We start from the raw sequence: 14,638 nt of genomic DNA on the forward strand, positions 1-14,638 counted from the left end.
GAGCCTCCGTCGCCCCTTCGCAATTGTTTACATGGTCATCCTGGCAGCCGCTACCTTGGCCACGTTCTCGATGTTCTCCTCGTTGGCCGGGCTTTCGCCTTTCTGAAATCCTACCTCCATGAGATTCAGATGGACGAAATCACTGAACCCCGCCTCTTCGAGCGTCTTCTTGGCGCAGTTCAACGGGCAACCATCGATGACCAGAACACTGGCAGCAGCCTCGGTGGACGTGATGATGCCGCTGACGCGCCCGCCGATCCCGGCCAAGCAGAACATGCGGCCCACACCATCCCTGGTAAGCTTGCGCGCGGCCTGGTCAGCCAAGGCGCCCACGTCGGCCCCACCCGAACAGGCGAAAATGAGTTTCGGGGCTCCTCCGCACGCACAGGAACAGGAATGCTTTTCGGACATAACGACTCTCCTATTTCACCAGAATTTTTTTCAGTTCATCCACGGTCGGCACCTTGCCGACCAATTTGACGTCTCCATCCACCACCAGGCCCGGAGTCATCATCACTCCGAACGCCATGATTTGATTCACGTCCGAAACCTTTTCGATCTCATACGCCAACCCCAGAGCGTCGGCAGCCGTCTTTACGGCTTCCGTCAACTTGACGCACTTGGGACACCCCGTGCCCAGAATCTGAATCTTCATACATCCTCCTGATTTCAGAAATTGGGGCATCAACCCCAGATCGATCCGTAAAAAAGACCCGAGAACGTGGCCATGACGATGACCAGACTGACAAAAACCACGGTCTTCTTCACGCCCATAATGCTGTTGATGACCAGCATGTTCGGCAGGCTGAGCGCTGGCCCGGCCAGAAGCAGGGCCAGGGCCGGGCCCTTGCCCATGCCCGCGCCGATGAGTCCCTGCAGGATGGGCACCTCGGTCAGGGTGGCGAAGTACATGAACGCTCCGGCGAAGGAGGCGAAGAAGTTGGCCATGAATGAATTGCCGCCCACGGCCTTGGCCACCCACTCCGAGGGAATGAGGCCTTCATACCCGACGCGGCCCAGAAGCGCGCCGGCAATGAGCACGCCGAAAAGAAGGAGCGGCAGAATCTGCTTTGCAAATCCCCAGGATGCCGAAAACCAGTCTCCGGCCTCGCCTTCGTGCGTGCTTGTAAATGCGGACAAACCAATAACTCCGGCCGTGAACGCGATCAGCGGATGATCCGGAAAAAAGAAAGCCAGAAGCACCACAGGCACAGCTGCGACGGCTACTTTCCACGCTTTGATCTCAAACCATGCCACGAGAATGAGTCCCAATGATACAGCAAAGAGAGATGTCAGGATCCATTTTGCACCGAAAATGGCGGCCCAAAGCCCGGTTTCTTCCTGAGGCCGAGCCCAATTGGCGAAAACAAGAATGGCGACCATGGAGGCGAAATAGAGCGCATTCTGCCACAGGGGACGCTTAACTTCCTCCTCGATTTGAGCCATTTGGAGAACTTGCCGCTGAGCTTCTTCCTTATGAAAAAAGACATGCATGAGCACGCCGATGATCACGCTGAACGATATGGCCCCCACTGCTCTTGCGATACCCATTTCAGTGCCGAGCACCCGTGCGGTCATGACAATGGCCAGCACGTTGATGGCCGGGCCGGAGTAGAGGAACGCACAGGCCGGTCCAAGCCCCGCGCCCATGCGGTAGATGCCAGCGAAAAGGGGCAGCACCGTGCAGGAGCATACGGCCAGGATGGTGCCGGAGACAGCGGCCACGCCGTAGGCCAGAACCTTGTTGGCCTTGGCCCCCAGGTACTTCATGACCGAGCCCTGGCTGACGAAGACCGATATGGCGCCTGCTATGAAGAAGGCGGGGATCAGACAAAGGAGCACGTGCTCCTGAGCGTACCATTTGACGAGGTGAAACGCTTCGAGGATGGCGTTGTCAAAGCGCTGCGTGCCGACGGGCAGATAAAAACAGGCCAGGAACACGGCCACGATGATTGCCAGCGGCTTCCACTCTTCTCTCCAGTTCATGACAAACCCCTACTTGAGTTGCGGCCGGTCAGAGAGGCCGGTCATTGAAAGATGGTCCAGGGCCCGCGCGGACAGCACGGCCTCCACGCAATGGATGAAACTCAGGACGCACGGGACCTTGAGGCTGTAGTAGACCTGCTTGCCCCGCTTCTCGTCCTGCACGATGCCTGCCTGCTTGAGCACGGTCAGGTGCTTGGAAACCGTCGAAAAATCCGCGTCGACGGCATCGGCGAACTCGCAAACGCACTTCTCGCCGGATTCCAACTGCTCGACCATCCACAAGCGGGTCGGGTGAGCCAAAGCCTTGAGCACGGCAGCCTTGGCTTCATAGAATCTCTTGTCTTCAGATTTCATAAACGCTCCTTCATTTGCACGAATGACCAAATATGCAAACAGCAGATCTCCGTCAAGTGGGTCACGAGAATTCCGGAGTTGAAGGGATTGTCGTCCGACAAAATCTGGGAAAAGAATTGACGCGGATAATACTTGGCAATATTGCCAAGCATAAAACCGAGGAAGCCCATGCTCATGCACCTTCGACCGACCAGGGAAGAATTCGAGGCCCGCGCCAAAGTCATGAAGGCCCTGGCCCACCCGACCCGCCTCATGATGATCGAGGAATTGTCGAGGGGCGAGCGTTGCGTCTGCGACCTGCGCGACCTGGCGGGTTGCGACCTGTCCACGGTCTCCAAGCACCTCGCGCTGCTGAAGGACGCGGGCATCGTCGAGGACGAGAAGCGGGGCAAGCAGGTCTACTACCGGCTGCGCGTGCCGTGCGTGCTGAATTTCTTCCACTGCCTGGATTCGGTGCTCACGGCGCGGGACCGGCTGGGCTGATTCTTGGCCGTCTCGCCAAGTCAACTTCAACCTGTATGGAGCTATCATGAAAAAAATTCACGTCATGGGTCCTGGCTGCCCCAAGTGCACGGAAACCTTCAAGATCGTCGAGGCGGCCATCGCCGAATCAGGGGTGGAGGCCAGCCTGGAAAAGGTGACCGACTTCACCGAGATCGCCAAGTTCGGCGTGTTCACCACCCCGGCCGTGGCCGTTGACGGCACGGTCAAGATCATGGGCAAGGTGCCCAAGAAGGCCGATGTGGTGGCCTGGCTGACCGCATAATGTGCTTTGGGTTCAACGCATCGAACGCCTGGGCCTAACTTTGCGATCGCCGCAAAAAGTCGTCATCCCCCTGAAGAAGGGGATTCATGTCCTTTTAACTCCTTGGAAGGCATGGATTCCCGCCTTCGCGGGAATGACGCACGGGTCCACTCGCGACTTTTCGCAGTTGCCCTTCCTTCAAGCAAATTGCGTTGAATCGAAGCAAACCACTACGTTTTCAAACCGATAACTTAGCAACCCTTTCTCCGAGGTTTCCATGAACGGCTTTCGCCTCCTCCTCGCCCTCCTCTTCCTCGCTTCCGCCAGCCAGGCGCTTGCCGCCCCGTTCCCGCTCATCTCCGGCGATCCCCAGGAAGTGCCCATCAAGGGCATGGTCACCATGGTGGACATCGGTGCAAAAGCCTGCATCCCGTGCAAGATGATGATCCCGGTCATCGAATCCCTGTCAGAGGAGTACGAGGGCCGGGCCGGCATCGTTTTCATCGATGTCTGGAAAAACCCGAAGGAGGCCGAAAAGTTCGGCATCCGCGCCATCCCCACCCAAATATTTTATGACAAGGACGGCAAGGAGGCCATGCGCCACGAAGGCTACTTTTCCAAAGAGGAAATCATCAAGGTTCTCACAAAACTCGGGGTAAAATGATGGATCAGTTCCTGATCCTTATCCACGAATGGATGGGGTCCGGGGCAGGGCTGGCGGCCGTGGGCTGTTTTCTGTGGGGCGTGGTCAGCGTGCTCTTCAGCCCCTGCCATCTGGCCTCCATCCCCCTCATCGTCGGCTACGTGGCGGGTCAGGACAAGCTGGTGGAAGGGCGTCAGGCCGCCCTCTACGCCGGCCTCTTCACGACCGGGTTGTTCCTGACCATTGCCGCCATCGGCGTGATCTGCGCCCTGCTCGGCCGGATGCTCGGTGACGTGGGCCCCTATTGGACCATTGTCGTGGGGCTCATCCTCTTGTGGGTCGCCATGGACATGCTCGGCGTGGCCAAGTGCTCCATGGGCGGCAGCCTCATGGGTCGGTTCAAACTGCGCGGCATGGGCGGAGCTTTCGTACTTGGCTTGGCCTACGGCATCCTGTCGGGCTCCTGCACCTTCGGCTTCATCGCCCCCATCCTGGCCGTCATCACGGTTCAGGAAAAAATCATGACCGGCATCCTGCTCATCATCCTTTTCGGCCTCGGACACTGCATCCCAATCGTCATCGCCGGAAGTTCCGCGGCCCTGGTCCGCCGCCTCATGGCAAATGCCTCCTGGCAACGCGGAGGTACGGCCTTCCGCCGCCTGGCGGGGGTTCTCATCGGAATCATGGGCGTCTATTTCATCGCCAGGCCCTTTCTGCCTGCCTGAAGATCGTCACGCCAGAACACGCTCCACAGACTCTTCGCCTCCCGATCAGCGCCGTTCCACCGAATTCCCGAATACGGCTGATATTGACATATTCGCTTATGCGGATATGTTAAAGCCATGGAACGCACCGCCGAAATTCTCAAAGCCCTCTCCGACCCCACCCGTCTGCGCATCGTATCGCTGCTGCGCCACGGCGAACTCTGTGTCTGCGACCTGATGGAAGCACTGGGCATCCCGCAGTCGACCATATCGCGGCATCTCGCCACGCTGAAGAACGCGGGCTGGGTCAAGGCCCGCCGCAGCGGGAAATGGATGCACTACGTCCTCCTCGACCCGGTTCCGTCCCTCCAAATGCGTATAGCGGACATCCTCCGGGAAGAACTCCCCCTGATCGCCGCGTGCCGGGAGGATGACAAACGCTATTTCGCCTATCTTGCCGTCAAACCGTCACAATCCTGTGACTGACAACCCGTAGAGAGGCTCTCATGACCGAATCCGTCATCCGCAAACTGTCCTTCCTGGACCGCTACCTGACCCTCTGGATCTTCCTGGCCATGTTCGTCGGCGTGGGGCTGGGCTATCTGGCGCCGGGCGTGAAGGACGTCGTGGGCGCCTTCCAGGTCGGGACCACCAACATTCCCATCGCCATCGGCCTCATCATCATGATGTACCCGCCCCTAGCCAAGGTGAAATACGAGGAACTCGGACACGTTTTCCGCAACGGCCGCGTTCTGGCCCTGTCCCTGGTCCAGAACTGGGTCATCGGCCCCATTCTGATGTTCCTGCTGGCCATCGGCCTGCTGTCCGGCTACCCGGAATACATGGTCGGCCTGATCCTCATCGGCCTGGCCCGCTGCATCGCCATGGTCATCGTCTGGAACGACCTGGCCAAGGGCGACACTGAGTACTGCGCGGGTCTGGTGGCCTTCAACTCCATCTTCCAGGTCCTCTTCTTCTCGGTCTACGCCTGGGTCTTCATCACGATCTTGCCCGGCTGGTTCGGCCTCAAGGGCATGGAGGTGGACATCTCCATGGGCCAGATCGCCGAGAGCGTCTTCATCTACCTGGGCATTCCCTTCCTGGGCGGCATGATCACACGTTTTGTGGGTCTGAAGACCAAGGGCAAGGACTGGTACGAGAAGGTCTTCATCCCCAAGATCAGCCCCTTCACGCTCATTTTCCTCCTGTTCACCATTCTGGTCATGTTCTCCCTCAAGGGCGAGTACATCGTGCAGCTGCCCATGGACGTGGTGCGGGTGGCCATCCCCCTGACGATCTACTTCCTGGTCATGTTCCTTATGTCCTTCTATCTCTCGGCCAAGGCCGGGGCGACCTACGAGCAGTCCACGACACTCAGCTTCACGGCGGCCTCCAACAACTTCGAACTGGCCATCGCCGTGGCCATCGCCGTCTTCGGCATCAATTCCGGCCAGGCCTTCGCCGCGGTCATCGGCCCCTTGGTCGAGGTGCCGGTCCTCATCGCCCTGGTCGGCGTGGCCCTGCGTTTCAAGGAAAAGTACTTCCCCCACGCCGTAGGCACCCTGCAAGGAGTCTGTCACGTGCGGGTCAAACCCGAAGCCTGAGGTTCCATGCGCATTCTCTTCTTATGCACCGGCAACTCCTGCCGCAGCCAGATGGCCGAAGGGTGGGCCAGGCGTCTGAAAAAGGGCGTGATCGAGGCCAGCTCGGCCGGCATCGTGCGCCACGGCCTGAACCCTTACGCCATGCGCGTGATGGAGGAGGCGGGAGTGGACATGTCCGGCCACTCGTCCAAGACCCTGGACGACCTGACGGGCCTGGGGTTCGACGTGGTGGTCACGCTGTGTGGGCACGCTAGCGAAACGTGCCCCATCTTTCCGGGACAGGTACGCCGGGTGCACCGCGGCTTCGACGACCCGCCGAGCCTGTGCGCCGGCATGACGGACGAAGAGGAGATCCTGTCCGTCTACCGCCGGGTGCGCGATGAGATCCGGGAGTTCGTGAGCGGATTGCCCGGCTCTCTGGATTGATCCGCAGAGAAAGCACCCCGCGACGCCGCAGGCGGCAGGGATGCGCGCAGGTTCAAAAAAGCGGGGCGCCCAGGCAAACGCATGGGCGCCCCGCATCCATTTCGCTCAGTTCATTTGACGACGATCAGCTCGTACTCCCGGGTGCCCAGCCCGATCTTCTCGGCATGCTCCAGGCAGGAGCGCCATTCCGATTGCGGCGTGGAGTTTTTGAAGTGATCGTGATGGTCAAGGAAGTCGGGCCTCGACATGTTCTCGAAGAGATGGCTCCCTGGGAGCGGCTTGGCCTTCATGCAAGCGTCCACGCAGGCCTGGTCCAGGGCCAGCGGGTCGAAGGAGGCGAACATGCCCAGATTGGGCAGGATGGGCACGTCGTTTTCCCCGTGACAATCGCAGAAGGGCGAGACGTCGACGATCAGGGAAATGTGGAAGCACGGACGGCCGTCCACGACCGCCTTGGTGTATTCCGCCATGCGCCGGTTCAGGAGTTCGTTGGCCGCGAAGTTCGTGAACGCGATGGCGTCGAAATTACACGCCCCGAGGCAGCGGCCGCAGCCGACGCAGTTGTCCTCGTTGACGCGCATCTTTTTGGCCTCGGCGTCGAAAAAGAGCCCGTCGTTGGCGCATTCCTTCAGGCAGGCCATGCAGCCCCGGCACTTGGCCTCGTCGATTGAGGCCTTGCCGCCGCTGTGCTGCTCGGTCTTGCCGGCCCGGGAACCGCAGCCCATGCCGATGTTCTTGATGGTCCCGCCGAACCCGATCATCTCGTGGCCCTTGAAGTGCGTCAGGCTGATGAACACGTCGGCGTCCATGACGGCACGCCCGATCTTGGCCTCCTTCACGTACTCCCCGCCTGCCACGGGCACGGCGATATCGTCGGTCCCCTTGAGCCCATCGCCGATGAGGACGGGGCAACCGACGGAGAGCGGCGTGAATCCGTTTTCCCAGGCGCACTCCAGATGGTCCAGGGCGTTCTTGCGCTTTCCCGGGTACATGGTGTTGCAGTCCGTCAGAAACGGCTTGCCGCCCAGTTCCTTGACCACGTCGGCCACGGCCTTGGCGTAGTTGGGACGCAGGTAGCTGATGTTGCCCAGTTCGCCGAAATGCAGCTTGATGGCCACGAACTTCCCGTCCATGTCGATCTCCCCGATGCCGGCTTTCCTGATCATCTTCTTGAGCTTGGTGGGCAGGCCGTCGCCAAAGGCCACCGTACGGAAATCGGTAAAATAAACCTTCGCTTTCTCCATTGTCATGCATCCTTTTTTCCAGGTTGATTGCACGGGACGCCGGGCGCATCCGCTGGGGAGGCACCCCGCTCTCGCCCGATCTCGTGTCTGCCGTTTTCACGCACTGCGCTGAAAAAATCAAAGCCCAAAAGAGCCGCGACGGCGCGCCGCCCTCATCGACCACCCGACCTGCGCGGCATGGATGTCGTTCTCCGGGAAATGTTGATATGAGGCGAAGAATTACGTATCGTTGACTCTACCGCTTTTGTCCACGGGGTAGGCGCTGTCAGCTGACCATGGCTCGTGCGGGCCACGAGACGCCACACGCGACAATAGCCCCAAGGCCCCATCGCCCGGAGATTCGTTTCGGACTTCGACGTGCCGATGCGGTGCGATTCGGCAATACGGGTTTGCAACACCACACTGAAATAACGGAGGCTACACTATGAAAAATTGTCTGAAGATCATGAAAATCATGCTGTGCATGCTGCTGGTCGCGTCTTTCGTGGGCTGCGCCGGAACAAAGACGCGCGAAAGCACGGGGCAGTACATTGACGATTCCGCCATCACAACCAAGGTCAAGGCCGCCATATTCGCCGAAGAATCCCTGAAGACGCTGCAGATCACGGTGGTCACGTTCAAGGGCGTCGTGCAGTTGAGCGGCTTTGTCGATTCGGCGGCCAGCGTCACCAAGGCGGGCAAGGTCGCCCGCGGCGTCGAGGGGGTGAAGTCGGTCAAGAATGACCTCGTGGTCAAATGACCTCCGGCTGCGGCCCCCACACGCCGGACAGCCCGGCAGCACGCGATGTGGCTGCCGGGCCGTTGCCGGCTTCCGCGCGAAAAGAGGAGAACACATGCCGGCATCCAAAGAGAAAAAGCTGGAAATGCTCCGTTCCATGCTCCTGGCCCGAAAATTCGAGGAAGCGCTGACGGAGCTGTGCATGATCAAGAACAAGATCCCGGGGATGATGATTCTGTGCACGGGCCAGGAGGCCGTCGGCGCCGGGGTGTGCGCCGCCCTGGCGGCTGAGGATGTCATCATCACCAACCACCGCAGCCACAGCCACCTGCTGGCCAAGGGTGCGGACCCGAAGCTGCTGATGGCCGAAATCTTCTGCAAGAGGACGGGGTGCAACAAGGGCAAGAGCGGCACGCTGCACTTGGCCGTACCCGAGGTCAACGCGCCCTGCACCACCACCGTGGTCGGCGGGGGCCCACCCATCGCCGTGGGCCGGGCCTTTGCCCAGCAGTACCGGGGCGAACAACGCGTGACCGTCTGCTTCATCGGCGACGGCGCGGCCAACGAGGGCTCCGTACACGAGGCCATGAACCTGGCCAGCGTGTGGCGCCTGCCGGTCGTCTTCGTCTGCGAAAACAACGTCTACGCCGGCGCCCAGCGTTACGAGGAGCACACCAGGGCCGCCAACATCGCCGACCGCGCGGCCGGGTACGCCATGCCCGGCGTGGTAGTCGACGGCAACGACGCCCTGGCGGTCCACGATTCGGTCAAGAAGGCCCGGGAGCGGGCCCTGGCCGGGAAGGGCCCGACCCTGATCGAATACAAGACCTACCGCTGGCGGGGCCACGGCGAAAACGACATGCAGATCTACCAGCCCAAGGACGAGATAGCCCGCTGGCAGGCCGCATGCCCCATCCCCAGGCTGCGCGCCGACATGCTCGCCGAAGGCCTCATCACCGCGGACGAGGTCAGGGCGATGGAGGCCCGCGCCGAGGCCGTCGTACAGGAAGCCATCCGCTTCGCAGAGGAGAGCCCCTTCCCCGAGCCCCACGAGGCCCTCGAAGACGTCTTCGCCTGAAAAAACCGGAACGCACACGAAGGAGTCGCAGCATGCAGAAACTCGGGATGGGACAGGCCGTGAACCAGGCCCTGCGCGAAGAAATGATCCGGGACTCGGGCGTCTTCATCGCCGGCGAGGGCGTCGGCGTAAGCATCCACGACAGCCCCATGCTCCCTACGCACGGACTGCTGGCGGAGTTCGGACCGGCCCGCGTCAAGGACACCCCTGTTTCGGAAGCGGCCATCGCCGGGCTTGCCGTGGGGGCGGCGGAAGCGGGGCTCAGGCCTGTCGTGGAGATCATGTTCAACCCGTTTTTCACCCTGGCCTCGGACATGATCGTCAACCACGCCGCCAAGCTGCGCTATCTTTCTGGGGGCAAGTCGTCCTTCCCGCTGGTGGTGCGCATGAAATCCGGGGCGGGTTTCGGCGCCGGGTGCCAGCACGCCCACAACCTGGAGGCCTGGGTTGCCCACTGCCCCGGCCTGAAGGTGGTCATGCCCGCGACGCCGGCCGACGCCAAGGGGCTGCTCAAGTCCGCCATCCGGGACCCCAACCCCGTAGTCTTCATCGAAGACATGATGCTCTACTTCGCGCCGGGGCCGGTTCCCGAAGGCGAATACCTGATCCCCATCGGCCAGGCCGACGTCAAGCGGCCTGGCCGGGACGTGACCGTGGTCACCTGGTCCAAGATGCTCGGCGTGGCCATGGGCGCGGCCGAGACGCTGGCCGCCGAGGGGATCGAAGCCGAGGTCGTGGACCTGCGCACCCTGTCCCCCCTGGACACGGAGACCATCCTCGCCTCGGTGCGCAAGACCGGCCGACTGGTCGTCCTGCACGAGGCCTGCCGCACGGGCGGTTTCGCCGGGGAGGTGGCGGCGGTGGTCATGGAACAGGCCTTCGACAGCCTGAAGGCCCCCCTGCGGCGCGTGACCGGCCCGGACATCCCGGTCCCGGCCAGCCCGCCCTTGGAGCGCTTCTTCATCCCGGACCAAGGGCAGCTGATCGCGGCAGTGAAGGAAATCGTCTGAAGTCCCCGGACATCCTCCCCGACCGGGGAGCAGGCCGCACCGCGGTCATGCCCCGCGGGTCGGAACGATGAGACGCACAAAGGCCGGCATTACGCTTCATCGCGTTGCCGGCCTTTGCGCGTGCTGGCCCGTCACCGCTGCCGGCACGGCCGTGGGTCCGCACCGACAGGATTTCTTGCGCGCGGGGCGAAGCGGAAACATCCGACTGGACAAACCCGCCAGGCATCGCGTTTGATGGGCACCTGCGAAACAAGGAGCACCCATGCGTTACATCCACCACCCCCAAACTGACCCGGCCTTTAACCTCGCCGCCGAGGAATGGCTGCTGCGCAACACGGACCAGGACATCTTCATGCTCTGGCGCAACCACCGGGCGGTCATCGTCGGGCGCAACCAGAACACCGCCGCCGAGATCGACGAGGCCTACGTGCGCGAGCACGACATCACGGTCATCCGCCGCATGACCGGCGGCGGGGCCGTGTTCCACGACCTGGGCAACGTCAACTTCTCCTTCATCCAGCTCGGCAGCCAGAGCAGGCACCTGGACTTCCACCGATTCACGGCCCCCATCCTCGAAGCCCTGCGGGCCATGGGCGTGGACTGCCGGTTCGAGGGCCGCAACGACCTGACCATCGACGGCCTCAAGTTCTCGGGCAACGCCCAGCTCATCGAGAAGGACCGCGTCCTGCACCACGGCACCCTGCTCTTCTCGGCCCAGATGGCCGACCTGTCCGGCGCCCTCAAGGCCAACCCGCTCAAGTTCGAGGACAAGGCGGTCAAGAGCGTCAAGAAGCGGGTCACGAACATTTCGAGCCACCTGCCGGAGCCCATGGACGTCGAGACCTTCATCGCCCGCGTCATGGACCACGTCTCCGGCGGCGCGCCCGGCCACGCCCTGGGCCTGCGCCCCGACGAGGAGGCGGGAATCCGCGAACTGGTGCGCACCAAATACGGCACCTGGGACTGGAACTTCGGCGCCTCGCCGGACTACGGCATCGCCCAATGCCGCAAGACTGCTGGCGGGCTGGTGGAGATCCATCTGGACGTGCATCAGGGCCGCATCCGCCGCGCCCGCATCTTCGGGGACTTCTTCGGCGTCCGCCCGGTGGCCGAACTGGAGGCCCTCCTGGCCGGCCGCCGACACGAACGCGCGGACATCGAGGCAGCCCTTGAAGGGGTGAGCGTGGGGGAATTCATCCGCGACGTGGACTCGGGGACATTCATCGACTGCCTGTTCTGAAATCGACCGGAGCACGGGGAGCGGAAATTCAAGGCCCTGCCCGCTACGCGACCGTTTGGGTGTCGCGCAGCAGGCAGGCAGGGCCGTCAGCCCAGCAGCACGCTGCGGATCAGCACGGACACGTAACCGACGTAGCAGGCCAGCAGGATCGTGCCCTCGAAACGGTTGATGCGCCCCTGGCCCGGGCCGCGAAAGCCGTAGCCCATGACGAAGAGGGAAAAGGTCAGGCCGGCCATGACCAGGATGTCGCGGGAGAAGACCTCCGGACCGACGCGCAGGGGGGAGATGGACCCGGCGATGCCGACCACGGCCAGGGTGTTGAAGAGGTTCGAGCCGAGGATGTTGCCCAGGGCGATGTCGTCCTCGCCCTTGCGCGCGGCGACGATGGACGAGGCCAGTTCGGGCAGGGACGTGCCCACGGCGACGATGGTCAGGCCGATGATCATGTCGCTGACCCCGAAACCGCGGGCCAGTTCCACCGCTCCCCAGACCAGGATGCGCGAACTGGCCACGAGCAGGACAAGCCCGACCGCCAGCCAGGTCAGGGCGCGGCGCAGGGGCATTGGGCGCCTCATCTCCTGCTCCATCTCCAGACCCAGGGCATCGGTCTGCCGGCGCAGTCCCTGCCAAACGGTCCAGGCCATGAGCCCGCCGAAGACGGCCAGGAGCGTCACGGCATCGCCACGCGAGACCTCCCCGTCCATGAGCTGCCACGCGGCGAAGACGGTCACGGCCGTCAGGATCGGCAATTCCGTGCGCAGCACGCGTGAATGCACCATCACGGGCCGAATGACGGCGGTCAGGCCGAGGATGAGGGCGATGTTGGTGATGTTCGAGCCAAAGGCGTTGCCCAAGGCGATTCCGGGGTTGCCCTGGCTCGCCGACAGCGCCGAGACGACCATCTCCGGCGCGGACGTGCCGAAGCCGACGATGACCATGCCGATGAGCAGCGACGGCATGCCGAGGCGGCTTGCCGCGGAGGCCGCCCCGTCCACAAAACGCTCGGCGCTCCAGACCAGCAGGGCGAGGCCGAACACGACGGCGAGAATCGGGGTGATCATGCGCAGTCCCTCCCGGGGTGCGTGAAGCCCCCGCTCACGATGGGACAACGCCCGGTTTGGACGTCTGAATCCTGGATGAGGCCACCCCTCGGGGATGGCGAAGACGGCAGGAAACGGTTCTTTTTCATGAGACCTCCGGGTCTTGGCCGAAGGTCCAAAAAAAAGACCTCCAGCACGGTTCGGTGCTGAAGGTCTTGCTCATCGGTGTGATCCGACGGCAAGGCCAAGCGCGGAAGCGCCGGTGTTGTTGACCTTGCCTGGAGGAGCTACTCCCCTTCGAAAAAAATAAGTTTACATCTCCCCCACTTCCCCGTCAAGGCCCGGCTCCCGCATCCCCCCCGCATTGCGGGCAATCCGTCCCACATACGAAGATCATGGCAAAAAGAGACGCGATGACACCCAGAAGAGCGAACCGTCACCCACACGAAGTCTCCAAGGGCAACACGACGACCTGATTTCGCCCCTTGTCCTTGCCCACGTACAACGCCTTGTCGGCGACATGGACGCAATCGTTGATGGTCATGCACGGATTCTCACAGGCGCTGACGCCGAAGGTCGCGGTGACCCGGAAAGACTCGCCGCCGCACGAAAAGGGGGTGTCCGCAATGGCCTTGCGGATGCGCTCGGCGATCACGGCGGCCCCTGGGGCATCCGTATCCTTGAGCAGCATGACGAACTCCTCCCCGCCCCAGCGCGCGACCCTGTCCTGGGCGCGCAGGCTGTTCGTCAGAAGCGTCGAGATGACCTTGAGAACCTCGTCGCCGCAGACATGGCCGAAAGTGTCGTTTATGTCCTTGAAATTGTCGACATCGCACATGACAAGAGAAAAACCGGGAAAGACGGCGCGGACCTGCGCGGCGTGCCTTCTGCGGTTCAGCGCGGCGATCTCCGTGTCCAGACAGTCGATGATGGCCCGGCGATTCGGCAGCCCGGTCAGGAAGTCCGTCAGCGCCATCTCCTCGATCTTGCGGTTTTTCTCCTCAAGGGCCGCGTTGGCCGCGGCGAGGCGGTTCTGGGTCAGGAGACGTTCCTCCTCCAGGCGGATGGCGGACGAAAAGGCCTCGATGATGTACTGCTCGATCTCCGTGTATTCGCGCTTGCGGGTGTCGACGACGCACAGCGACCCGACCACCCTGCCTTCCAGCTGGATAGGGAAGCCCAGGTAGGATTTCAGGCCGTACTGCCTGACGTTGGCGTCCAGCGTTGCCCATTCCGTGCCCTCCAGGTCGTTGAGGACAACGGCCTTCATGTTGGACGGGTCGCGGTGCGAGATGGTCATGTCGTAGCAGATATGGCCTTCCGGGGCGTCTTCCCGCTTGAAGCCAGGAGGTTCATGATCGATGGACCACGTCCTGAGCACACCGCCTTCGAGCCGGTTGTAGAACGCCACGTCTGAACCGAGGACCTTTCCCAGCGTGGTGACGACAACGTCGATGTTCCTGATGGGATCGGGTCCGAGCAGATAGAAATAGTCGAAGAGAAAGCGCCGCATCTCCACCAGGGCGTCCTCGGCCTTCTTCCTCATCTGGGATTGCTTCTCCGCGACCATCCGCCAGTCCGAGCTCTGCGTACTCATATCCTCACCTCGAAACTCCGAAAACGCCGATTGTCCGGCTGCCGAAAGCGTATCCGATCACCATGGGCGCAAAATATACGGACTGACAGTACAGGTAAAGCCGAAACCCCTACTTCCCTCACCCATCAATGCCCGCACGCCACTGGGAGGCCCGTCCGCTCGGCATCGACAGAACATCGAATCGCGCCTTGTAAGAATGAACTCTTGCTGATATCCCCGGCAGCTACGACAAAGCGGACACGGTTACCA

General features: G+C 62.1%; 18 protein-coding genes. 11 read left to right on the forward strand and 7 right to left on the reverse strand.

Translation table 11 applies throughout. The annotated features are described in order from the left end of the window. Positions 1-27: 27 nt before the first annotated feature. The 4 genes from G394_RS0108795 to G394_RS0108810 are packed head-to-tail and all read right to left on the reverse strand — an operon-like array spanning position 28 to position 2,340. Positions 28-411: a putative zinc-binding protein gene (locus G394_RS0108795; protein WP_028577339.1), complete on the reverse strand. Its 384-nt coding sequence runs from the start codon at positions 409-411 to the stop codon at positions 28-30. Positions 412-421: 10 nt separating this feature from the next. Then, positions 422-655, reverse strand: a complete 234-nt coding sequence (locus G394_RS0108800; RefSeq protein WP_028577340.1) for a thioredoxin family protein — start codon at positions 653-655, stop codon at positions 422-424. Positions 656-684: 29 nt separating this feature from the next. Next, positions 685-1,986, reverse strand: coding sequence for a permease (locus G394_RS0108805; protein WP_028577341.1), 1,302 nt, complete (start codon positions 1,984-1,986; stop codon positions 685-687). A 9-nt stretch (positions 1,987-1,995) separates the two neighbouring features. Then, complete coding sequence (locus G394_RS0108810) at positions 1,996-2,340, reverse strand: ArsR/SmtB family transcription factor (protein WP_028577342.1); 345 nt, start codon at positions 2,338-2,340, stop codon at positions 1,996-1,998. A 168-nt stretch (positions 2,341-2,508) separates the two neighbouring features. Between G394_RS0108810 and G394_RS0108820 the strand changes: the two genes are divergently transcribed. From G394_RS0108820 to G394_RS0108850, 7 genes are all read left to right on the forward strand, one after another. Next, positions 2,509-2,823, forward strand: coding sequence for an ArsR/SmtB family transcription factor (locus tag G394_RS0108820; RefSeq protein WP_028577343.1), 315 nt, complete (start codon positions 2,509-2,511; stop codon positions 2,821-2,823). A gap of 46 nt (positions 2,824-2,869) precedes the next feature. After that, positions 2,870-3,106, forward strand: a complete 237-nt coding sequence (locus G394_RS0108825) for a thioredoxin family protein (protein WP_028577344.1) — start codon at positions 2,870-2,872, stop codon at positions 3,104-3,106. 256 nt (positions 3,107-3,362) lie between these two features. Beyond that, entirely contained in the window at positions 3,363-3,749 is a 387-nt protein-coding gene (locus tag G394_RS0108830; RefSeq protein ID WP_028577345.1) for a thioredoxin family protein, read from the forward strand. Then, positions 3,749-4,453 carry a cytochrome c biogenesis CcdA family protein gene (locus G394_RS0108835; RefSeq protein WP_028577346.1) on the forward strand — a complete coding sequence of 235 codons (705 nt, stop codon included), beginning with the start codon at positions 3,749-3,751 and terminating at the stop codon, positions 4,451-4,453. Before G394_RS0108830 ends, G394_RS0108835 begins: the two co-directional genes overlap by 1 nt. Positions 4,454-4,570: 117 nt before the next feature. Then, positions 4,571-4,918 (forward strand): ArsR/SmtB family transcription factor, encoded by a 348-nt coding sequence (locus tag G394_RS0108840; protein ID WP_028577347.1) that lies wholly within the window; start codon positions 4,571-4,573, stop codon positions 4,916-4,918. Positions 4,919-4,938: 20 nt separating this feature from the next. Continuing rightward, positions 4,939-6,036: an ACR3 family arsenite efflux transporter gene (gene arsB, locus G394_RS0108845; RefSeq protein WP_028577348.1), complete on the forward strand. Its 1,098-nt coding sequence runs from the start codon at positions 4,939-4,941 to the stop codon at positions 6,034-6,036. Positions 6,037-6,042: 6 nt separating this feature from the next. Then, entirely contained in the window at positions 6,043-6,462 is a 420-nt protein-coding gene (locus G394_RS0108850; RefSeq protein ID WP_028577349.1) for an arsenate reductase ArsC, read from the forward strand. A 110-nt stretch (positions 6,463-6,572) separates the two neighbouring features. Here the strand turns inward: G394_RS0108850 and G394_RS0108855 are convergent, their stop codons facing one another. After that, positions 6,573-7,706, reverse strand: a complete 1,134-nt coding sequence (locus G394_RS0108855; RefSeq protein WP_028577350.1) for a DUF362 domain-containing protein — start codon at positions 7,704-7,706, stop codon at positions 6,573-6,575. A 424-nt stretch (positions 7,707-8,130) separates the two neighbouring features. Here G394_RS0108855 and G394_RS0108860 point away from each other — a divergent pair, with 424 nt between their 5' ends. The 4 genes from G394_RS0108860 (at position 8,131) to lplA (ending at position 11,752) form a co-directional block, all read left to right on the forward strand. After that, positions 8,131-8,445 carry a BON domain-containing protein gene (locus tag G394_RS0108860; RefSeq protein WP_028577351.1) on the forward strand — a complete coding sequence of 105 codons (315 nt, stop codon included), beginning with the start codon at positions 8,131-8,133 and terminating at the stop codon, positions 8,443-8,445. Positions 8,446-8,539: 94 nt separating this feature from the next. Then, the gene (locus G394_RS0108865) at positions 8,540-9,502 is read left to right on the forward strand and encodes a thiamine pyrophosphate-dependent dehydrogenase E1 component subunit alpha (protein WP_028577352.1); all 963 of its coding nucleotides are present in this window, start codon (positions 8,540-8,542) and stop codon (positions 9,500-9,502) included. Between the two features lie 32 nt (positions 9,503-9,534). Continuing rightward, the gene (locus G394_RS0108870) at positions 9,535-10,512 is read left to right on the forward strand and encodes an alpha-ketoacid dehydrogenase subunit beta (RefSeq protein ID WP_028577353.1); all 978 of its coding nucleotides are present in this window, start codon (positions 9,535-9,537) and stop codon (positions 10,510-10,512) included. A 262-nt stretch (positions 10,513-10,774) separates the two neighbouring features. Beyond that, positions 10,775-11,752 (forward strand): lipoate--protein ligase, encoded by a 978-nt coding sequence (lplA, locus tag G394_RS0108875; RefSeq protein ID WP_028577354.1) that lies wholly within the window; start codon positions 10,775-10,777, stop codon positions 11,750-11,752. Positions 11,753-11,838: 86 nt separating this feature from the next. Here lplA and G394_RS0108880 read toward each other — a convergent pair whose 3' ends face one another. Both G394_RS0108880 and G394_RS20155 read right to left on the reverse strand, forming a co-directional pair. Beyond that, positions 11,839-12,813, reverse strand: coding sequence for a calcium/sodium antiporter (locus G394_RS0108880; RefSeq protein WP_028577355.1), 975 nt, complete (start codon positions 12,811-12,813; stop codon positions 11,839-11,841). 415 nt (positions 12,814-13,228) lie between these two features. Then, on the reverse strand, positions 13,229-14,389 hold the full coding sequence (locus tag G394_RS20155; RefSeq protein WP_084435488.1) for a sensor domain-containing diguanylate cyclase: 1,161 nt from the start codon (positions 14,387-14,389) through the stop codon (positions 13,229-13,231). Between the last annotated feature and the right edge of the window lie 249 nt (positions 14,390-14,638).

The sequence above is a fragment of the Desulfomicrobium escambiense DSM 10707 genome (genome assembly GCF_000428825.1).
Classification (GTDB): domain Bacteria; phylum Desulfobacterota; class Desulfovibrionia; order Desulfovibrionales; family Desulfomicrobiaceae; genus Desulfomicrobium; species Desulfomicrobium escambiense.